This is a genomic window from Hydrogenophaga sp. GW823-FHT04C09, assembly GCF_058796355.1.
On the sequence record NZ_JBXAIO010000002.1, the window covers coordinates 120,966 to 139,573 of the forward strand.

Annotated in this window: 21 protein-coding genes; 3 read left to right on the top strand and 18 right to left on the bottom strand. The window is 67.8% G+C overall.

The features are described 5' to 3' along the window. Window positions 1-33: 33 nt before the first annotated feature. Complete coding sequence (locus AC1Q9M_RS05640) at window positions 34-663, top strand: GNAT family N-acetyltransferase (RefSeq protein ID WP_492432840.1); 630 nt, start codon at window positions 34-36, stop codon at window positions 661-663. 152 nt (window positions 664-815) lie between these two features. After that, the gene (locus AC1Q9M_RS05645) at window positions 816-1,349 is read left to right on the top strand and encodes an RNA polymerase sigma factor (protein ID WP_382327411.1); all 534 of its coding nucleotides are present in this window, start codon (window positions 816-818) and stop codon (window positions 1,347-1,349) included. A gap of 24 nt (window positions 1,350-1,373) precedes the next feature. On the opposite strand, the gene AC1Q9M_RS05650 is transcribed toward AC1Q9M_RS05645, so the two are convergent. The 14 genes from AC1Q9M_RS05650 to fliF form a co-directional block, all read right to left on the bottom strand. Further along, a complete protein-coding gene (locus AC1Q9M_RS05650; protein WP_492432842.1) occupies window positions 1,374-2,936 on the bottom strand; it encodes a methyl-accepting chemotaxis protein in 1,563 nt (520 codons plus the stop codon). A gap of 135 nt (window positions 2,937-3,071) precedes the next feature. Next, the gene (gene fliR / locus AC1Q9M_RS05655; RefSeq protein ID WP_291113517.1) at window positions 3,072-3,839 is read right to left on the bottom strand and encodes a flagellar biosynthetic protein FliR; all 768 of its coding nucleotides are present in this window, start codon (window positions 3,837-3,839) and stop codon (window positions 3,072-3,074) included. Between the two features lie 19 nt (window positions 3,840-3,858). Continuing rightward, window positions 3,859-4,128: a flagellar biosynthesis protein FliQ gene (gene fliQ, locus AC1Q9M_RS05660; RefSeq protein WP_382323234.1), complete on the bottom strand. Its 270-nt coding sequence runs from the start codon at window positions 4,126-4,128 to the stop codon at window positions 3,859-3,861. A 9-nt stretch (window positions 4,129-4,137) separates the two neighbouring features. Beyond that, window positions 4,138-4,914: a flagellar type III secretion system pore protein FliP gene (gene fliP / locus AC1Q9M_RS05665; protein ID WP_382323235.1), complete on the bottom strand. Its 777-nt coding sequence runs from the start codon at window positions 4,912-4,914 to the stop codon at window positions 4,138-4,140. Then, window positions 4,901-5,266, bottom strand: coding sequence for a FliO/MopB family protein (locus AC1Q9M_RS05670; protein ID WP_382327407.1), 366 nt, complete (start codon window positions 5,264-5,266; stop codon window positions 4,901-4,903). Before AC1Q9M_RS05670 ends, fliP begins: the two co-directional genes overlap by 14 nt. Window positions 5,267-5,396: 130 nt before the next feature. Continuing rightward, window positions 5,397-5,816: a flagellar motor switch protein FliN gene (gene fliN / locus AC1Q9M_RS05675; RefSeq protein ID WP_382161804.1), complete on the bottom strand. Its 420-nt coding sequence runs from the start codon at window positions 5,814-5,816 to the stop codon at window positions 5,397-5,399. Next, entirely contained in the window at window positions 5,806-6,810 is a 1,005-nt protein-coding gene (gene fliM / locus AC1Q9M_RS05680) for a flagellar motor switch protein FliM (RefSeq protein ID WP_382161801.1), read from the bottom strand. Before fliM ends, fliN begins: the two co-directional genes overlap by 11 nt. 15 nt (window positions 6,811-6,825) lie before the next feature. After that, the gene (locus tag AC1Q9M_RS05685; RefSeq protein WP_382327403.1) at window positions 6,826-7,398 is read right to left on the bottom strand and encodes a flagellar basal body-associated FliL family protein; all 573 of its coding nucleotides are present in this window, start codon (window positions 7,396-7,398) and stop codon (window positions 6,826-6,828) included. A gap of 240 nt (window positions 7,399-7,638) precedes the next feature. Beyond that, on the bottom strand, window positions 7,639-8,931 hold the full coding sequence (locus AC1Q9M_RS05690) for a flagellar hook-length control protein FliK (RefSeq protein ID WP_492432845.1): 1,293 nt from the start codon (window positions 8,929-8,931) through the stop codon (window positions 7,639-7,641). Window positions 8,932-8,965: 34 nt separating this feature from the next. After that, complete coding sequence (fliJ, locus tag AC1Q9M_RS05695) at window positions 8,966-9,430, bottom strand: flagellar export protein FliJ (RefSeq protein WP_382323237.1); 465 nt, start codon at window positions 9,428-9,430, stop codon at window positions 8,966-8,968. Next, window positions 9,427-10,905: a flagellar protein export ATPase FliI gene (gene fliI / locus AC1Q9M_RS05700; protein WP_444688493.1), complete on the bottom strand. Its 1,479-nt coding sequence runs from the start codon at window positions 10,903-10,905 to the stop codon at window positions 9,427-9,429. Before fliI ends, fliJ begins: the two co-directional genes overlap by 4 nt. Continuing rightward, entirely contained in the window at window positions 10,898-11,602 is a 705-nt protein-coding gene (locus AC1Q9M_RS05705) for a FliH/SctL family protein (protein WP_382323239.1), read from the bottom strand. Before AC1Q9M_RS05705 ends, fliI begins: the two co-directional genes overlap by 8 nt. A 13-nt stretch (window positions 11,603-11,615) precedes the next feature. After that, the gene (gene fliG, locus AC1Q9M_RS05710) at window positions 11,616-12,614 is read right to left on the bottom strand and encodes a flagellar motor switch protein FliG (protein WP_291113495.1); all 999 of its coding nucleotides are present in this window, start codon (window positions 12,612-12,614) and stop codon (window positions 11,616-11,618) included. 161 nt (window positions 12,615-12,775) lie between these two features. Further along, complete coding sequence (gene fliF / locus AC1Q9M_RS05715; protein ID WP_492432848.1) at window positions 12,776-14,476, bottom strand: flagellar basal-body MS-ring/collar protein FliF; 1,701 nt, start codon at window positions 14,474-14,476, stop codon at window positions 12,776-12,778. Window positions 14,477-14,659: 183 nt separating this feature from the next. Here fliF and fliE point away from each other — a divergent pair, with 183 nt between their 5' ends. Then, window positions 14,660-14,974 carry a flagellar hook-basal body complex protein FliE gene (fliE, locus tag AC1Q9M_RS05720; protein WP_382161780.1) on the top strand — a complete coding sequence of 105 codons (315 nt, stop codon included), beginning with the start codon at window positions 14,660-14,662 and terminating at the stop codon, window positions 14,972-14,974. 125 nt (window positions 14,975-15,099) lie between these two features. Here fliE and AC1Q9M_RS05725 read toward each other — a convergent pair whose 3' ends face one another. The 4 genes from AC1Q9M_RS05725 to AC1Q9M_RS05740 form a co-directional block, all read right to left on the bottom strand. Beyond that, the gene (locus AC1Q9M_RS05725) at window positions 15,100-15,402 is read right to left on the bottom strand and encodes a flagellar protein FliT (protein WP_382161778.1); all 303 of its coding nucleotides are present in this window, start codon (window positions 15,400-15,402) and stop codon (window positions 15,100-15,102) included. A gap of 1 nt (window position 15,403) precedes the next feature. Beyond that, window positions 15,404-15,814 (bottom strand): flagellar export chaperone FliS, encoded by a 411-nt coding sequence (gene fliS / locus AC1Q9M_RS05730; protein ID WP_382161776.1) that lies wholly within the window; start codon window positions 15,812-15,814, stop codon window positions 15,404-15,406. Window positions 15,815-15,945: 131 nt separating this feature from the next. Beyond that, complete coding sequence (locus tag AC1Q9M_RS05735; protein ID WP_444688491.1) at window positions 15,946-17,148, bottom strand: flagellin; 1,203 nt, start codon at window positions 17,146-17,148, stop codon at window positions 15,946-15,948. A 109-nt stretch (window positions 17,149-17,257) separates the two neighbouring features. Further along, window positions 17,258-18,430 carry a flagellin gene (locus tag AC1Q9M_RS05740; RefSeq protein ID WP_382161770.1) on the bottom strand — a complete coding sequence of 391 codons (1,173 nt, stop codon included), beginning with the start codon at window positions 18,428-18,430 and terminating at the stop codon, window positions 17,258-17,260. Window positions 18,431-18,608 lie beyond the last annotated feature (178 nt).

Genomic DNA, 18,608 nt, shown 5'->3' on the forward strand with positions numbered 1-18,608 from the left:
CGTCGCTGCCCAGTTTTGGAGGGGCCATCAGCAATGATCGACATGGAAAGCGCGCAGGGCACGCTGCGCGAGGCGGCGTGCACGCGGCCGATGCAGGCCGCGACAGCCGGTCTGGACATCCGGCCTCTCATGCGCACTCACGCCGGGCGCTGGTTTGCCGCTGTCGATCGATCCAGGGCGGACATTCTGCGATGGGAAGAGTGGCCCGACGCGATCCGGTCCGAGGAGGACGCCCATGTGCTCCTTCAAAAACTGGAGTCGGAATGGACATCCGGCCGCACTTTTTCGTGCGGAATCTTCACTGAGGAAGGCGCTGTGGTCGGCGGTGTGACCGTGTCCAACATCCTGTGGGACTGTCGGTGCGCCGATCTGGGCTATTGGGTGGAGCCTCGTTGTCGCGGCAAGGGTGTTTCGGCGTGGGCCGCGCGCTACCTGATCGATTTTTGCTTCCGCGTCCTACGGCTGCAGCGGCTGGCGCTGGTCATTCGAGTGGACAACGTCGCGAGCCAGCGGGTGGCGGAGAAGCTCGGCGCGCAGTTCGAGGGTGTGGCCAGAAAGCGCATCGTTCACGACCAGCGGGCGCTCGACGCCAAGGTCTACGCGATCACCCAGAACGGTGACCCGTCCGCAGGGTCTGTTTCCACTGGTTACGCCGGTTGTTAAAAATCTCGACCAAGCGGTCGGGTTCGCGGTTCGAGGGAGGCTTCAAGCGCCTTGATCGTGGTTCTTCCCTGTCCGTTCCTTCCATTCCTTGAGCGTCGGGTCGCGTCCTAAAGTGCAGCGAAGTTTGTAGCAACGCCCCGAGAGGAGAGACCGTGGAAGTCAATCGAGCAGAGGAAGGCGACGGCACCTTTTCGGACTTGCACGCCCAGTTGGCCACGCTGGCATTGCGCACCGATGGCAAGCTCAGAAGCTTCCTGCGGCGGTTTGAACGCGATCCCCAACTGGTCGACGATCTGGTCCAGGACGTGTATGTGGAAGTGTTGAAATCGCTGCGGAACTTCGGCGGGCGATCGTGCCTGGAGTCCTGGATCTTTGGCGTCGCGCAGAATGTCGGCCGACAACACGTGGCCAAGGCCGTCGCTCATCGCGCGCGCTTCGTGGACATGGAAGACGGGCCCGCCGACACGCGCGGCGCCCCCGATGTCCTTCACATCGTTTCCCTGCAGCAGCGGCTGCGGCTTGTCGATCAGAAGATGCGCGCCATGCCCGAGGCCCTGTCGTCGACGTTCGAGGCCTACATCGAAGAGGGCCTGACCTACGAGCAGGCGGCCAAGTCGCTCAGCATCCCGATCGGCACGGTCCGCTCCCGCATCTTCCGTGTGCGGGAACTGGTGCAGGACTGCTGAGCGCCCGAAAGACCGCGGCGGCGGTCACGCCGCGAGCGGCATGCCCAGGCGCGGATCGCGGTTGAGTTTGAAGACGGCAACGGCTTGCACCAGCTGCAGGGCCTGATGTTTCAGGCTGTCGGCGGCGGCGGCGCTTTCTTCCACCAGCGCGGCGTTCTGCTGCGTCACGCGGTCCATCTGGCTGATGGTTTCGCCCACCTGGCCCACGCCTGCGCTCTGCTCGCTGGTGGCGCTGCTGATCTCGCCCACCAGGTCGGAGACGCGGCGGATCGCGTCGACCACGCCTTGCATGGTGACGCCGGCCTGGTCGGCCAGCAGCGTGCCGCTGGCCACGCGTTCCACGCTGGCGTCGATCAGGCCCTTGATCTCCTTGGCCGCCTGGGCGCTGCGCTGCGCGAGGTTGCGCACTTCACCGGCCACCACCGCGAAGCCACGGCCCTGTTCCCCGGCCCGCGCGGCTTCCACCGCCGCGTTCAGCGCCAGGATGTTGGTCTGGAACGCGATGCCGTCGATCACGCCGATGATGTCGGCGATGCGCCTGGAGCTGTCGTTGATGCCTCGCATGGTTTCCACGACCTTGCCCACCACGTCGCCGCCTTCGGCCGCGACCTGAGAGGCGGTTTTCGCCAGTTCGTTGGCCTTGCCGGCGTGGTCGGCGGTCTGGCGCACGGTGGTGCCCAGTTCTTCCATCGACGCAGCGGTTTCTTCCAGCGCGGCGGCCTGCTCTTCGGTGCGGGTGGAGAGGTCGGTGTTGCCCTGGGCGATCTGCACGCTCGCATCCGACACCAGCGCGGCGTTGTCCTGCACGTGGCTCACGGTGTCGCTGATGCGTTTCTGCATGGTGCGCATGGCGCCCAGCAGCTGGCGGGTGTCGTCGTTGCCCACCAGGGCGATCGGGCGGGTGAGGTCGCCTTCGGCCAGGTGGCCGGCGGCGGCCACGGCCTGGTCCATGGCGATGGCCATGAGGCGGGCGACCCAGAGCGCGCCCAGCACCAGCAGCACGGTGGCCACCAGCACCGCGATGGCGATGGTCCAGAGCGATTGCGCGACGCTGGCCGCGGCGGCCTCGGAAATCGTGGCAACGTCCTCCTCGATCATCCCCGAGAGTTTCTCCAGCTGGTCTTCGAGTTGGGCGAAGGCCTGGTTCAGCGCCGGCAACTGGGCTTCGGCCTGGGCCACGCCCTGGGCGGCGCCGCCGATGACGGCCTGCGCGGCCTGGGTGTATTGCCGCACCACGGGCAGGGTGGCGTCCAGCGCCTTGCGGGCTTCGGGGTCGATGCCGGAGGCGGCGATTTTCTTCAGGGCCTCGTCCAGCGTGGCCACGTGGTCGTCGAGATCCTTGCGCGCGGCGGTCACGGTGGCCGTGTCGTTCTTCATCACCGCCAGCAGCGCGCGCTGCGCGTCGCCACGCAGGGCGTCGTGCATCATGTCCGCGCTCAGGGAGGCCTGCAGGGCCTGGCTGGAGAGTGCGGAGGCCTCGACCTTGGCGGCCATGGATGAGACGGCGAGCAGGCCGATGCCGCCCGCGGCAGACACCAACGCGGCGCCGGCCAGGCCAAGACAGAGGATCTGGGTGCGAAGTTTCATGAAGTCTCCGGAAGAGATGCGGATGGCGCGGCGAAGGTGCCGCTGACCCCTGAGGCCTGTTTCGACGCGCCCCCGCGCTTGTGTAGCGCGGCCGGACAGGCGGTTGGCGTGGTGGAACCAAGCACCGCTGCCGCCTCAACCGCCGGTGAAGATTTCGGTGGCCAGCTTCATGAGCGCGGCCACCGGCGTGTCCAGCATGGGCAGGGTGAAGGCGATGCCCACCAGGCCGGCCGAGAGGGTGAGCGGGAAACCGATGGCGAAGGCGTTCATCTGCGGCGCGATGCGCGAGATGAAGCCGAGCACGATGTTGATGAACAGCAGCATGCCGATCATGGGCAGGGCGATCCACAGGCCGTAGCGGAACACCACCGAACCCAGCTCGTGCAACTGCATGCGGTTGATCGATTCGAAGGCGCTGCCGCTGAGCGGAAAGGTGTTGAAGCTGGCCACGACGGCCTGCAGCAGCATGAGGTGGCCGCCCATCACCACAAACAGCAGCATGGTGGTGTTGCCGAAGAAGCGGCCCACGGCGCTGGACTGCGAGTTGGTGGACGGATCGAAAAAGCCGGCGAAGTTCAGGCCCATCTGCAGGCCGATGAGTTCACCGGCGAGCTCGACGGAGGCGAACACGATGCGCACCGCCAGACCGATGGCGATGCCCACGATCACCTGCTGCATCACGACGGCGAAGGCGCCCGCGTCGGTGAGGCCGATCACGGGTTGCTCGGGCAGGCCGGCCTGGGCGCACACCGCCACCAGGAAGGCCAGGCCCACGCGGGTGCGCATGGGCACCGAGCGCGAGGAGAAGATGGGCGCGCTGGAGAAGACGGCCAGGATGCGCAGGAAGGGCCAGAACACCGGCGAGACCAGCGCCATGATCTGCGCTTCGGTGAACGTGGGCATGCGACGGCCGATCGCGAGATCAGATGGCGAAGTTGGGGATCGACAGGATCGTGCTGCGGATGAACTCGACCATGGTGGTCATCATCCACGGGCCCGCGATGGCGAACACCGCGATGGCCGCGATCAGCTTGGGCACGAAGGCGAGCGTGGCTTCGTTGATCTGCGTGATGGCCTGGAACAGGCTGACCAGCAGGCCCACCCCGAGCACCGTGGCGAGCACCGGCGCGGCGACCATGAGCAGCATGAAGAGGGCGTTCTGCCCCATCGTGAGGGCGGCTTGGGGATCCATGGTGTTCCTCTAGGTGGAGAACGATGCGGCGAGGGAGCCGAGCAGCAGGTTCCAGCCATCGGCCAGCACGAACAGCATGAGCTTGAACGGCAGGGCCACCAGCACGGGCGAGAGCATCATCATGCCCAGCGACATCAGCACGCTGGCGACGACCATGTCGATCACCAGGAAGGGGATGAAGATCATGAAGCCGATCTGGAACGCGGTCTTGAGCTCGCTGGTGACGAAGGCCGGCACCAGCACGCGGAAGGGGGCGTTCTGCGCGGTCACGTCGTTGGGCAGCTTGGCCAGCTTGGCGAAGAGTTCGAAGTCGGACTGGCGCGTCTGCTTGAGCATGAACTCGCGCATGGGGGCCTGGCCGCGTTCGAGCGCCTGGTCGAAGGTGATGGCGTTGCGCGAATAGGGTTCGTAGGCGTCGGCGTACACGCGGTCCAGCGTGGGGCCCATCACGAACAGCGTGAGGAACAGCGAGAGGCCGACGATCACCTGGTTGGGCGGGGCCGACTGCGTGCCCAGGGCCTGGCGCAGCAGCGAGAGCACGATCACGATGCGGGTGAAGCCCGTCATGAGCAGCAGCACGGCCGGCAGAAAGGACAGCGCGGTGAAGAACAGCAGGGTCTGGATCGGCACCGAGTAGCTGGTGCCGCCCGCGCCCTGGCCGATCATCAGCGGCAGCGTGGGGCCGGCGGGTGCGGCGGGCGCGCCCTGGGCCCAGGCCGCGCCGGTGGCGAAGAGGGCGAGCGCGGCCAGCAGCAGGCCGGTGCGCAAAGGTTCAACGCGGCGCATGGGGGCCTTTGAGGGGTTGGGTCAGTTGGGCCAGGCGCGCGGCGAAGCCGGAAGCGGGCGTGACGATGGGGCCGGCGGGGTCCACCAGATCGGCCGGCAGGGCCATCTGGTGCAGGGCGTTCACGCTGCCGGCGGACACGCCGAGCACCAGGCACACGCGGTCTTCGCCCTGGCCGATCTGCACCGTCACCACGCGCTGCTGCGGGCCCAGCGAGAGGGTGGAGAGCACCTGCATGGGCGGGCCGCTGTGGCCCACGGCGCCGGGCAGGCGGCGGCGCGCCCACTTCAGGGCGAAGGCCAGGCCCACCATGAGGGCGAGCAGAAGCAGCGCGGGCATCGCGTTTTGCAGCATGAGGGGCTCGATCGGAGAAGAGGTTTTTAGTCCAGGGATGCCGAGGAACCGGCTTTGCCGGGCCTCTGGCGTCGCCTCCCTGCCAGGGGGGTGGCGCCGAAGGCGACGCGGGGGGTGACATGACCCATGGTCATGTCCTGCTCACCCTGCGCATGCGTTCGGACGGCGTCACGATGTCGGTCAGGCGGATGCCGAACTTGTCGTTCACCACCACCACCTCGCCCTGGGCGATCAGGTAGCCGTTGATCAGCACGTCCATGGGTTCGCCGGCCAATGCGTCGAGTTCGACGATGGAGCCCTGCGCGAGCTGCAGGATGTACTTGATCGGCACCCGGGTGCGGCCCAGTTCCACCGACAGCTGGACGGGGATGTCCAGCACCATCTGGATGTCCTGCATCGGGCTCGTGCCCGAGGCCACGGGGGCGGTGCTGGCCTCGAACTCGGGCGCGCCGTCGGCGACCGTTTCGGTGGTGGCGGCCTGTTCTTCCAGGGCCTGGGCCCATTCGTCGGCAACAGCGTCGTTCATGGTGTTGGTGCTCTCAGTTGACATAGGAATCTCCCAACCAGTGCAAATCGGTGCCACGCAGGTTGCGCTCGACGCGCAGGGCGTACTTGCCCTTGTGGGTGCCGTACTGGCATTCAAAGACGGGCACGCCATCCACGTGGGCCTTGATCGAAGGGTGGCGATCGAGTTCGATGAAGTCGCCGATCTGCATGGCCAGCAGCTGTTCCACCGTGGCGTCGGTCTGGGCCAGCTCGGCGACCATGGTCACCTCGGCGGCCTGGATCTCGTGGCTCAGCAGCTTGACCCAGCGGCGGTCGACCTCGATGGCGTCGCCCTGCACGCTGGAATACAGCACGTCGCGGATCGGCTCCAGCGTGGCGTAGGGAATGCAGATGTGCAGCGAACCCGCGATGTCGCCGATCTCCAGCGTGAAGCTGGTGGAGACCACGATTTCGCTCGGGGTGGCGATGGTGGCGAACTGGGGCTGCATCTCCGAGCGCTGGTAGGCCAGCTCGATCGGGTAGACGCCTCGCCAGGCCTTCTTGTATTCCTCGGCCACCACCTCCACCAGGCGGTTGATCACGCGCTGCTCGGTGGGCGAGAAGTCGCGGCCCTCGATGCGGGTGTGGAACTTGCCATTGCCGCCGAAGAGGCTGTCGATCACGCCGAACAGCAGCGTGGGCTCGCAGACCACCAGGCCGTTGCCGCGCAGCGGGCGGATGGCCATGATGTTGAAGTTGGTCGGCACCACCAGTTCCCGCAGGAAGGCGCTGTACTTCTGCACCTGCACCGCGCCCACCGAAATCTCGGGGCTGCGGCGGATGAAGTTGAACAGGCCCAGGCGCAGGTTGCGCGAGAAGCGCTCGTTGACGATCTCCATGGTGGGCATGCGCCCACGCACGATGCGCTCCTGGCTCGAGAGGCTGTAGTCGCGCACACCGCCGGTGGGCACTTCCTCTTTCGCGAGTTTCTGGCTCTCGCCGGTGACGCCTTCGAGAAGGGCGTCGATCTCTTCCTGGGACAGAAACGAATCGGCCATGGCGTGTCGTCCTGCTTATTGAACGATGAAGCTGGAGAACAGCACGGCCTGCACGGGGTTGGCGGCGGCCTTCGATTTCTTCTTGCGCGTCGCCTCTTCGCCCTCGGTGGACACGGCGTAGCCCATCTCCTTCGAGATCGTCGCGATGATGTCGCTGGCGAGCTTTTCCTTGCCCTTGAGCGCCAGCATCTCGTCGGCGGTGCGCTGCGAGATCAGCACCAGCACCTGGCTGCGGATGCTGGGCAGGTAGGCCTTGACGGCGGTCTCGGTGGCGGCGTCCTGCAGCTGCAGCGTCAGGCCGAGCTGGATGAAGCGGTTGCCGCCGGGGTCGGCCAGGTTGATGACCATGTTCTCCAGCGGCAGGAAGACCGGCGCGGTCTTGGGGTTCTTGGCGGCCTGTTCGACGGGGGCGTGCCCATCGTCCTCGTAATCGTCTTCGGCGGTGTTCTTCTTGAGGATGAACAGCGCGGCGGCGGCGCCGATCAGCGCGAGCACGACCACGCCGAGCACGATGAACAGCAGTTTCTTGCTCTTCTTCTTGGGCGCTTCGGGGGCGGCAGCGGTGGCGGTGGCGGCGGCAGCGGACATGTTCTTCCTTCAATGTGGCCCACCGGCCATACCGGGTGGGGTTGAAAGAATTATTGGGCGCCACTCCCTCCGCCGTTCGCCAGATAAGCGCCGGAAAAGGGGGTTATTCAGTCGCTAGGTGGCAAGGTGTGCCGCATTGCTCAAACGCCGCCAGGGCACCCGCGGAACCGGCTTTGCCGGGCCGCCAGGTGCGCCCCCTTGAGGGGGAGACGCCGCAGGCGGCGCAGGGGTGCTTCCGAATCAGGCGAACACGTCCAGGGGACGGCTGCCGTCGGTGCGGGGGGCCAGCACCGGCCGCGCGGCCGGTTCGGCCGCCTGGCTGGCGCGGCCCAGGGCCTCGGTGCTCAGGCCGGCCGGGCGGGGCTGGTACGAACCATCGCCCTGCGCCTGGCCCTGCGAGCCCACGGACACGCCGCAGAGTTGGATGCCGCTGCGCTGCAGCAGGTCGGCCAGCGATTCGCCGGCGCTTTCGCGCAGGGTGGCGCGCGCCTCGGCGTTGTCGGTCTGGAAGGCGACCTGCACCTCCTGGCCCTTCACGGCGAGCTGGATGTCGATGGCGTCGGCGCCTTCGCCGCCCACGCGCAGGCTGGCATGGCGCATGTGCTGGGTGCCCCAGTGGCTCACGGTCGGGGCTTCGGCGTCGGCGCGGGCGTCGGCCGGGTTGCGGCCGTCGCCGTTGCCCTGGTCGGTGAAGGACTGGGAAGCGGCGTCGCTGTTGCCGCCGCTGCTGTCGCTGGGGGCGGTGCCGCTCGCGGCGGTCAGGCTGCCGTCCTGCGCCGGGCCGGTGGCCGTGGCGCCGGCGGCGGGGCCGCTCAGGGCGAACTCGCGCGGGTTGGTGGGGCTGGCGCCCACGTCCGTGCCGGCCGAGGCCACGCCCAGGCGCTCGTTGAGGGCGACGGTGGCGCGCACCTGCGCGAACTGGGCGCTCTGCTGTTGTTGCAGGGCTTCGGTGCTGGAGACCGCGCCGCGCTGCCAGACCATGGCGGGAGCGCCGCCTGGCTGGGCGGTGTTGTCCCCGGCGCGCTGGGCGGCGGCGGTGGCGGCCGCCGTGGCGGGGGTTGCGGCGTTGGGGTTGAGTGGGCTGAAGGCCGGGCGCGAAGCGGCGGCGGCGCGCGCTTGCGCGGCTGCGTTGGGCAGGGCGGGCGCGGCTTCGTCCACGCGGGTCATGCCGCTGACGTCGATGCCACCCTCGCGGGCGGCGCCTTCGGCCTTGCTGGAGGTGGATGCGGCGGCCGCGCCGGTGCCGGTGGTGGACGCGGTGTTGCCGGGCAGGCCCCAGGCGAGCAGGGCGGCCAGGGGGTTGTCGTCGGTCGGGTCGTCGGCCTCGGCCTGCGCGTCGTTGGCGGCTTCGCCGTCGGGCAGGGTGTTACTGGCCGCGGGCTGGTGCGTGTCGCTCACCAGGCTCAGCAGGCTGGCGAACAGGTCCTCGGCCGGCTTGTCGGCGTTGGCGCGCGCGTTGCCACCTGGCTGGGCCGGCTTGGACGCGGCTTCGGCGGGCTTGGGCGCTTGGGTGCTGGCGTGCGTGGTGGTCATGGTGTCGGCGTCGGGCTGGGGGTCGTCGGGGGCTTCAGTTGCGGGCCTGGGCCTGGGCCAGGCTCTGGCGCAGGTGGATGGACAGCGCCATTTCGTCGGTCTGCTTCTGTTCCTGGCGCTGGGCCTTGTGGGCGATGGCCTGCACCTTGCGGTCGGTGAACTTGCGCAGGCCGGCGAGGTCGCGCTCGGTGACGTGCACCTGCTCCTGCGCGGTGTCGATCAGGCGCTGGCGGTCGGCCAGCACGCCGCGCTGGAATTCCACGGCGTGGTAGATCTTGTGCATGAATTCGCGGTGGTGCATGAGCAGCGCGGGGTCCACGCCGGTGGCGCTGCGGGTCACCCAGCGGGCCTCGGCCTCGAGGGCGTAGGCCTGCAGCTGGTCCATCTGGTCCTGGGCCACCTTCAGCTCACGCTGCATCTGGGCCACCACGCCCAGGGCCTCGTCCCGGCGTTTCTCGGCGAGTTCCACCACTTTGTTCAGGGTGTTCAGCGCGGTCATCCGGCGTTTCCTTCATAGGGGTTGTGGTGGGGGCGGGTCTGGCGCTGGGACGAAGGCTTGTCCTTCTCGTCCTGCAGCGCGGCCTGCATCTGGCGCAGGCTCTCGGGCAGGGTGGCGGCCTCGTGCATGTCCTGCATCAGGAAGCGCTGCAGGGCGGGGTAGAGCACGATGGCGCGGTCGGTCTCGGGGTCGCTGCCGGCCACGTAGGCGCCGAGCTGGATCAGGTCGCGGCTCTTCTGGTAACGCGAATACAGGCTGCGGAAGCGGCGCGCCAGTTCCAGGTGCACCGCGCCGGCCACGTTGTGCATCACGCGCGAGGCCGAGGCCTCCACGTCGATGGCGGGGAAATGGCCGGATTCGGCGAGCGCGCGCGAGAGCACGATGTGGCCGTCCAGGATGGCGCGCGCCGCGTCGGCGATCGGGTCCTGCTGGTCGTCGCCCTCGGAGAGCACGGTGTAGAAGGCGGTGATCGAGCCCTTGCCGTTGAGGCCGTTGCCGCTGCGCTCCACCAGCTGTGGCAGCTTGGCGAAACACGATGGCGGGTAGCCCTTGGTGGCGGGCGGCTCACCGATGGCCAGCGCGATCTCGCGCTGCGCCATGGCGTAGCGGGTGAGCGAGTCCATGAGCAGCAGCACGTCCAGGCCGTCGTCGCGGAAGCGTTCGGCGATCGCGGTGGCGTAGGCGGCGCCCTGCATGCGCACCAGCGGCGGCGCGTCGGCCGGGGCGGCCACCACCACCGAGCGCTGGCGGCCTTCGGCGCCGAGGATGTCCTCGATGAATTCCTTGACCTCGCGGCCGCGTTCGCCGATCAGGCCGACCACGATCACATCGGCCTTGGTGTAGCGCGCCATCATGCCCAGCAGCACGCTCTTGCCCACGCCGGAGCCGGCGAACAGGCCGATGCGCTGGCCACGGCCCACGGTGAGCAGGGCGTTGATCGCGCGCACGCCGGTGTCCAGCGGCTGGCGCACCGGGTCGCGGTCCATGGCGTTGAGCGGAGCGCGGTCCATCGGCTCGACGTCCACGTTGAGGATGGGGCCCTGGTGGTCCAGCGGGTTGCCGTGCGAATCGACCACGCGGCCGAGCAGGCCGGCACCCAGCGGCAGGCGCAGCGTGCCCCGATCGTCGGGCGAGGGCGGCTTGTTGGCCTTGCCCACGCGCGGCACGGTGCGGAAGGGGGCGAGCGGCGTCACGCTCGCGCCGCTGGACAGGCCATGCGTGTCGCCGGCCGGCATCAGGTAGGCCTTGTCGTTGGAGAAGCCCACCACCTCGGCCAGCACCGGGTCCTTGTGGCCGTTGTCGATCAGGCACTGCGAGCCCACAGGCACCTTCAGGCCCACGGCTTCGAGCACCAGGCCGGCCAGGCGGGTGAGGGTGCCGCGCACTTCCAGCGGTGTCTTGACGGCGGCGTTCGCCCGCACGTCTTCCATGAAGTTGTCCCAGCGGCTCTCAGTGCCGAAAATGCTGTCAGACATCGGCGTTCCCCGGGTTCCAGGCCGCTTCCATGCCAAGGTTGCCCACGGCGCGCGACCAGCGTTTCTCGATGGTGGCGTCCACCGTCATGGTGGCCGACTCGATCAGGCAGCCGCCCGGGCTGATGGCCGCATCGGCCACGAACTCGGCAGGGTGGTTGCCCATGTTTTCCTGCAGCGCGCCCTTCATCATGGCCAGGTCGCCCGGGTTCAGGCGCACGGTGGCGGGCTGGCCGTCGTCCACCAGCTGGCCCAGGGCCTCGGTGATCACCGGCCGCAGGTGGGCGGGGTCGCTCTTGAGCTCCTGGCGCACCACCTGGCGGGCCAGGTCGCAGGCCAGTTCCAGGATGTGGCGCGAGATCTGGTCTTCGCTCTTCTTGAGGTGGTCGCGCGTGTTGTGCAGCAGCTGGGCCATGCGCACCGCGGTTTCCTCGGCGGTCTTGCGCACCGTGGCTTCGAGCGCGTCGCGCACTTCCTGGCCGCCGGCATCGTGGCCGCGCGAAAAGCCTTCGGCATAGGCCTGCTGGCGCGCTTCCTGCAGCACCTCGGAGGTCACGCCCTCGCTGGCGGTGCCGTCGGCCGGGCCGGCCTTGGGCAGGTCGTCGCTGCCGTCCACGGCGGAGAAGTGCCAGGCGGCGACGCCGTCGATCTCCTCGCGCGGGATGAAACGGGAATGGGGGTTGGGTTTGGAAGACGCCATGGTGTTCTGTTCCTCAGACGAAGGCCTCGTCTTCGCCGCCGCCCATGATCACGATCTGGCCCTCGTCGGAGAGCCGGCGCACAACCTTGAGGATTTCCTTCTGCTGCGCTTCCACTTCCGACAGGCGCACCGGGCCGCGCGACTCCAGGTCTTCGCGCAGCGCCTCGGCCGCGCGGCTGGACATGTTGCCCAGCACCAGTTCGCGCAGTTCGTTGGTGGCGCCCTTGAGCGCGATCACCAGCGAATCGGTCGCCACTTCCTTGAGCACCATCTGCACCGACTTGCCGTCGAGCTTGAGCAGGTCCTCGAAGGTGAACATCTTGTCCATGATCTTCTGCGCCAGGTCGGCGTCGAACTCGCGGATCGATTCGATCACCGAGGTTTCGATCTGGGTGCCCATCATGTTGATGATCTCGGCGGCGGTCTTCACGCCGCCCATGGAGGTCTTGCGGATCTTGTCGCCACCGGCCAGCACCTTGTAGAGCACCTCGTTGAGGTCCTTCAGCGCGGTGGGCTGGATGCCTTCGAGCGTGGCGATGCGCAGCATCACCTCGTTGCGGGTGCGCTCGGTGAAGTTCTTGAGCACGCCGGCGGTCTGGTCCGATTCGAGGTGCACCAGGATGGCGGCCACGATCTGGGGGTGTTCGTTGCGCAGCAGTTCGGCGATGGACAGCGGGTCCATCCACTTCAGGCTTTCGATGCCCGAGACATCACCGCCCTGCAGGATGCGGTCGATCAGCAGCGAGGCCTTGTCGTCGCCCAGCGCGCGCTTGAGCACGGCGCGCACGTAGTTGTCGGTGTCGGACACCAGCAGGCTCTGCGACGAGGCCGCGCTGGTGAATTTCTGCATCACCTGGTCCACGCGGTCGTGCGAGACCGCGCGCGTCTTGGCGATGGTTTCGCCCAGTTTCTGCACTTCCTTGGGGCTGAGGTGCTTGAACACCTCGGCCGCTTCCTCTTCGCCCAGCGACATGAGAAAGATGGCGGCGTCCTGGATTCCCTGGTCTTCCATGATTCAGATTCCTTTAGCCCGATTCGCACAAAACGGTCGAGTGCCGAAGCCTCTGACCAGGGGCACCGCGGGTCCGGCTTCGCCGGCCCCAGGTGCCGTCCTCCTCCCGCCGCAGGCGAGAGAGGGGGAAGCCGCGAAGCGGCGCAGGGGGTGGCTCCTGCTCATGCAGGGGCCTCGCCATTCACCCAGCCCTTGACGATGTTGGCCACGGCGGCCGGGTTCTCCAGCGCCAGGCGCTTGGCATCGGCCAGGCGCTGCGCCTCGGCGGTGACTTCGTTGCTCGGCATGGGCAGGCCGGGGCGCTCGGGCGATTCGTTGAGCACCGCGTTGAGCGGTTGCACCGGGGTGGTGTCCAGGCGGCGCGCGGCCGGCGTCTTCATCAGCTTCAGGCCGGGGCGGACCATGCCCATGAGCACCAGCAGGCCCAGGCCCACCATGCCCAGCGGCCAGGCCAGGCTGCGCAGCAGTTCCTGGTTGTCCGACTGCTGCCACCAGGCGCCGGCATCCACTTCGCTGGTCTTCTCGACGTTGAAGGCCGCGTTGACCACGTTGACCGAGTCGCCGCGGTCCTTGTTGAAGCCGATGGTTTCACGCACCAGGGCGGTCATCTGTTCGAGCTGCTGCGGCGGGATCGGGGTGCTGGTTTCCTTGCCGGCCTTGTCCACCGAGGTGCGGTGGTTGATCACCACCGCCGCGCTGAGGCGGCGCACCTGGCCGCTGGACTCGCGCACCACCTTCACCGTCTTGTCCACCTCGTAGTTCACGACCGACTCGCGGCGCGAGTTGCCGCCCTGGCCGCCGGCGCCCTGGCCGCTGGCCACGCCCACGGGGGCGGCCGCGCCGTTGATGGGCGCGGTGCCGGTGGCGGGGGGCTGGTTGCTCACCGCGCCGGGCACGCCCGAGGGCTGGGCGCGCGGGCCGCTGCCGTCTTCCACGGTCTGCTGGCTGCGCACCGTGGCGGCGGCCTCGGGGCCCTGGTTGGGGCGGTGCTGTTCGCTGGTGGATTCGACCTGCGAGAAATCGACCTCGGCGCTGACCTGGGCCTTGACGTTGTTGCGGCCCACCAGCGGCTCCAGCATCTCCATGATGCGGCGTGTGTAGAGCTGTTCGAGCTGCTGCACGTACTGCAGCTTCTGGGTGTCGGCGCCCTGGGCCTGGCCATCGGGCGGGCTGGAGAGCAGGTTGCCCGCGTCGTCCACGATGCTGACCGCCTTGGGGTTCATCTCGGGCACGCTGGAGGCCACCAGGTGCACGATGCCGGCGACCTGCGCGCGGTCCAGCGTGCGGCCGGGGTGCAGGGTGAGCAGCACCGAGGCGCTGGGTTTCTGCTGTTCGCGGAAGAATCCGTTCTGGTTCGGCAGGGCCAGGTGGATGCGCGCGCTCTGCACGGAGGAGAGCGACTGGATGGAGCGGGTGAGTTCGCCTTCCAGACCGCGCTGGAAGGTCAGCCGTTCCTGGAACTGGGTCATGCCGAAGCGGTTGGCCTCCATCAGCTCGAAACCGGTGACCGAGCCCTTGGGCAGGCCTTGCGAGGCCAGGCGCAGGCGGGTGTCGTGCACCTTGTCGGCCGGCACCATGATGGCCTGGCCGCCCTCGGCGTGCTTGTAGGGCACGTTCATCTGGGACAGTTGGGCCACGATCGCGCCGCCGTCCTTGTCGCCCAGGTTGGCGTAGAGCACGCGCCATTCCGGCTGGCGGCCCATGAAGAAGAAGGCCAGGGCGATCGCCAGCAGGGCCAGGGCGCCCAGGCCGAGCTTGATTTTCTGGGCCTGGTCCATGCGCGCGAAGCCGTCACCGAATGCGCTGCGCTCCTTCGCGGCGGTCGGTGTGACATCCAGTTCGGCAACGGCGGTGGTGCTCATGGCGTTCGGGGCTCGGGTAGATGGTCGATGGCAGAGGGAGATACACCCTGTTGCGGTCGATTATTCGGTCCCGGTGCCCCCGCCATAGCCATGAAAAGGCGGGGGTTTGTGCCCTTATTCCCGTCCCGTGCGGGCGGGGTGCCCTCTAGCATCTGGGCTCATACCACGTCGAAGGAGTCCGCCATGGACATGCGCATCGCCCCCCTGAGCAGCCAGGCCTTGAACGGCATCGGCTCATCCGCCCTGAAACGCCCCGGCGCGGCCGGTGGCGTGGAGTCTGGCTTTGCCGCCAACTTCAAGTCGGCGCTCAAGGAAGTCAGCGCGTCTCAGGAGGCCGCTTCCAAGCTGCAGACCCAGGTCCAGCTGGGCAACCCCAAGGTGAGCCTGGAAGAGACCATGCTCGCGATGCAGAAGGCCCAGGTCGGTTTCCAGGCCACCTTGCATGTGCGCAACAGGATGGTCCAGGCCTATTCCGACATCATGAACATGAGCGTCTAGAACGGTTCCACCCCGTTGCTTGCTCACTGCGTGTAGCCGCATCCCCCTTCCAGGGGCGATACCAGCGGCCCGGCAAAGCCGGTTCCGCGGTATCTCTGGATTCATTTACTTCGCTCCGGACCCGTTCAATGCATCGGGGCGGGGCTGCTCCGGTCGATCATCTGCGCCAAGTCGTTCAGCCAGGGCTCCGCCAGGCAGCGGATCTCGGCGTCGATGCGCAGGATGCGCTGCATGATCTTCGTCTTTTCCTTGCGCTCGTCGGGGCCTAGCTGGTCGGTGGCCGACTTGTGGCGCAGCTGGGCGATCAGCACCGCGCAGGCGCCTTCGAGGCGTACCACCTGGTCCCAGTTCTCCGTCTGCGCGGCTTCCAGCATCTGGCGGCTGGTGTTCTCGATGGCTTTGTAGTAGTCCAAAAGATGGTGCTCCATGTCAGGCTCCCTGTAGGGCGCCAGCGCGAATCTGTTTCCAGGAGTCGGCCAGGGGTTCGATGAGGTTCAGCACCTCGTGGATCGGGGCCGCGTCGTTGCGCAGGTTGGCCAGGGTCAGGCGCTGCACGCTGTACTCGTACAGGCCCTTGAGGTTGGCGGCCAGTTCGCCGCCTTCCTGCAGGTTCAGGCCGGCCTTGAGGCCTTCTTCCACGATCCGGATCGCCTTGCCGATGGCCGCGCCCTTGCTCGCCACGTCCTGGCGTTCCATCGCGCCGCGAGCCAGGTTCAGGCTCTGAATCAGCGCGTCGAACAGCAGGCTGACCAGCTGGTGCGGGTCGGCCGTCTGCACGCCGGTGTCGACGGCGACGCGTTTGTAGGTGGAGGCTGCGCGGGTGTTGACAGAGGTGAACATGGCTTGGGTTCCTGATGTCTGATACCTTTCTGTATCGGCACCGGGCGGGCTGACTGTAGGCATGAACGGCGCCATTTGAGGGGTCAAGTTCATGCTTTACATCCTTTAGTAACAGTCGCCCGTGGGCTCCATCAGCGCAGAAGCGAGAGCACGCCCTGTTGCGCCTGGTTGGCCTGCGCCACCATGGCGGTGCCGGCCTGCTGCAGGATCTGGGCGCGCGAGAGGCTGGAGGTTTCCTTGGCGAAGTCGGCATCCACGATGCGGCCGCGCGCGGCGGAGATGTTCTCGCCGGTGATCTGGATGTTGGCCACGGCGTTCTCGAAGCGGCTTTGCAGGGCGCCCAGGGTGGCGCGCGAGCTGTTCACGTCGTTGATGGCCTTGTCGATGATCTTGAGCGAGAGCTGGGCACCGCCCGCGGAGGCGACGGAGATGCCCCGCATGTCGTAGGCGCCGGCAAACATCGCGCCGCCCTGCAGGTTGCCGGTGGCCGCCGTGTTGAAGCCCGCGAGGTCCGCGGCCGCGCTGAAGGCGGTTTTTTCCGAGAACAGGTGGTAACCCGTCAGCGTGCCAGCCGCGTTGTACGACAGCTTGGCGAACACGCCGGTGTCGGCGGACCGGGCGTTCACCGCGTCCACGATCTGGCCCGCGCGTTCGGTGGCATTGGCGGCGGCCTTGATGGCGCCCAGCGACACCGCGGAGGTGTTGTCGCCCGGGATGGCGTTGATGGTCAGCGCACCGGCGGCGACCGCCGTCAGGTCCGTGAGCGAGCCCAGTGCCATCTCCGTGGAGACCTGGATCGTGGTGTAGCCCATCGCGCTGGGGGAGCTCATCGAGTCCAGCTTGACCGACACGATGGAGTCGATGGAGATGCCCTCACCGGCGTTGGCGCCGACCTGGAAGGTGGCGTTGGCGAACGAGCCATCGAGCAGCTTGGTGCCGTTGAAGGCCGTGGTCTTGGCGACGCGGTCGATTTCCTGGCTCAACTGCGTGACTTCGGCCTGCAGGGCGGTGCGGTCGCTGCCGTTGTTGGAGGCGTTGGCCGACTGCACGGCCAGTTCGCGCATGCGCTGCAGCATGTCGCCGACCTTGCCCAGCGCGCCTTCGGCGGTCTGCGCCAGCGAGATGCCGTCGTTGGCGTTGCGCACGGCGACGTTCAGGCCGCGCACCTGGGCGTTCATGCGCTCGGAGATGGCGAGGCCGGCGGCATCGTCCTTGGCGCTGTTGACGCGCAGGCCCGAGGAGAGGCGCTGCATGGAGGTGGCCAGCGAGCTGGAGGTCGTGCCCAGGTTGCGCTGGGCGGTCATCGACATCACGTTCGTGTTGATGGTGGTCATGGGGGACTCCCGTGGGGTGAGGGAACGGTGGAGGGGTCAGGCGGGGCAAAAAAAAGCGGTTGCAGGCTTTCGCCATGCAACCGCCCTGTGAGGCGATGCCTTGGCGCGATCAACGCAGCAGGGACAGCACGCCTTGTTGTGCCTGGTTGGCCTGCGCCACCATGGCGGTGCCGGCCTGTTGCAGGATCTGGGCGCGCGACAGGTTCGACGTTTCCTTGGCGAAGTCGGCGTCGACGATGCGGCCACGGGCAGCGGAGATGTTCTCGCCGGTGATCTGGATGTTGGCCACGGCGTTCTCGAAGCGGCTTTGCAGGGCACCGAGGTCGGCGCGCGAGCTGTTGATCGAGTTGATCGCCTTGTCGATCACCTGCAGCGCCTTTTGTGCGTCGCCGAAGCTGTTGACGTTGATCGCCGACAGCGTGGTCAGGGTGCCGGGAGGGGCGGTGTCGCCAGGCGCGCCGGTGGCGGCGGCGGTGAAGGCGGCGCCGAAGTCGGTGGCGGCGGTCAGGTCGCGGCTCGAGAAGATTTCATAGGCGCCAGCGCCGGTTTCGCGGGCGAACACGCCGGTGTCGGCCGACTTGGCGTTGATCGCGTCCACCACCTGCGTGGTGCGCTGGGCGGCGGTCGTCGAGGCGGCGATGCCACCCAGGGCCACGTCCACGCCGGCGGCGTTCTTGATGCTCCAGCCGGTCGTGCCTGCCGGGATGGCGGCGTTGGCGGCGGTGGAGGGCGCGGCGACGGCTGCCACGAAGTGTTCAGTGGCGCTCAGCTGGCCCAGGGCGGTGGAGTTGGCCGAGACGATGCTGTCGATGGCGATGCCTTCACCGGCGTTGGCGCCGACCTGGAAGGTGGCGTTGGCGAACGAACCGTCGAGCAGCTTGGTGCCGTTGAACGAGGTGGTCTTGGCGACACGGTCGATTTCCTGGCGCAGCTGCGTGACTTCGGCCTGCAGGGCGGTGCGGTCGCTGCCGTTGTTGGAGGCGTTGGCCGATTGCACAGCCAGTTCGCGCATGCGCTGCAGCATGTCGCCCACCTTGCCCAGCGCGCCTTCGGCGGTCTGGGCCAGCGAGATGCCGTCGTTGGCATTGCGGGCCGCCACGTTCAGGCCGCGCACCTGGGCGTTCATGCGCTCGGAGATGGCCAGGCCAGCGGCATCGTCCTTGGCGCTGTTGACGCGCAGGCCCGACGAGAGGCGCTGCATGGAGGTGGCCAGCGAGCTGGAGGTCGTGCCCAGGTTGCGCTGGGCGGTCATGGACATGACGTTGGTGTTGATGGTGGTCATAACTAACTCCTGTGAAGTGGTTGGGCTGACTGCCCGGCTGCCCGGGCCACGAACCCATGGAGAAGTTCGTTGAATCTAATTTCGGTGGTGCCTGAGGAATCTTTAGTCCCTTGTGACCACCGTGTGTCGTGTCAAGCCCCGTTCATCGGGTGCCGTCGACCGGTCAAGAAAAAGGGCG

Coding starts and splice junctions, on each gene's coding strand:
- AC1Q9M_RS05690 (WP_492432845.1), bottom strand. CDS start 8,931: ATGACCACCACGCACGCCAGCACCCAAGCGCCCAAGCCCGCCGAAGCC.
- fliR (WP_291113517.1), bottom strand. CDS start 3,839: ATGCCCACGTTCACCGAAGCGCAGATCATGGCGCTGGTCTCGCCGGTG.
- fliS (WP_382161776.1), bottom strand. CDS start 15,814: ATGTTCACCTCTGTCAACACCCGCGCAGCCTCCACCTACAAACGCGTC.
- fliE (WP_382161780.1), top strand. CDS start 14,660: ATGGACATGCGCATCGCCCCCCTGAGCAGCCAGGCCTTGAACGGCATC.
- fliP (WP_382323235.1), bottom strand. CDS start 4,914: ATGCGCCGCGTTGAACCTTTGCGCACCGGCCTGCTGCTGGCCGCGCTC.
- AC1Q9M_RS05740 (WP_382161770.1), bottom strand. CDS start 18,430: ATGACCACCATCAACACCAACGTCATGTCCATGACCGCCCAGCGCAAC.
- fliI (WP_444688493.1), bottom strand. CDS start 10,905: ATGTCTGACAGCATTTTCGGCACTGAGAGCCGCTGGGACAACTTCATG.
- fliG (WP_291113495.1), bottom strand. CDS start 12,614: ATGGAAGACCAGGGAATCCAGGACGCCGCCATCTTTCTCATGTCGCTG.
- AC1Q9M_RS05725 (WP_382161778.1), bottom strand. CDS start 15,402: ATGGAGCACCATCTTTTGGACTACTACAAAGCCATCGAGAACACCAGC.
- fliF (WP_492432848.1), bottom strand. CDS start 14,476: ATGAGCACCACCGCCGTTGCCGAACTGGATGTCACACCGACCGCCGCG.
- fliM (WP_382161801.1), bottom strand. CDS start 6,810: ATGGCCGATTCGTTTCTGTCCCAGGAAGAGATCGACGCCCTTCTCGAA.
- AC1Q9M_RS05640 (WP_492432840.1), top strand. CDS start 34: ATGATCGACATGGAAAGCGCGCAGGGCACGCTGCGCGAGGCGGCGTGC.
- AC1Q9M_RS05705 (WP_382323239.1), bottom strand. CDS start 11,602: ATGGCGTCTTCCAAACCCAACCCCCATTCCCGTTTCATCCCGCGCGAG.
- AC1Q9M_RS05735 (WP_444688491.1), bottom strand. CDS start 17,148: ATGACCACCATCAACACGAACGTGATGTCGATGACCGCCCAGCGCAAC.
- AC1Q9M_RS05650 (WP_492432842.1), bottom strand. CDS start 2,936: ATGAAACTTCGCACCCAGATCCTCTGTCTTGGCCTGGCCGGCGCCGCG.
- AC1Q9M_RS05685 (WP_382327403.1), bottom strand. CDS start 7,398: ATGTCCGCTGCCGCCGCCACCGCCACCGCTGCCGCCCCCGAAGCGCCC.
- fliN (WP_382161804.1), bottom strand. CDS start 5,816: ATGTCAACTGAGAGCACCAACACCATGAACGACGCTGTTGCCGACGAA.
- fliQ (WP_382323234.1), bottom strand. CDS start 4,128: ATGGATCCCCAAGCCGCCCTCACGATGGGGCAGAACGCCCTCTTCATG.
- AC1Q9M_RS05670 (WP_382327407.1), bottom strand. CDS start 5,266: ATGCTGCAAAACGCGATGCCCGCGCTGCTTCTGCTCGCCCTCATGGTG.
- fliJ (WP_382323237.1), bottom strand. CDS start 9,430: ATGACCGCGCTGAACACCCTGAACAAAGTGGTGGAACTCGCCGAGAAA.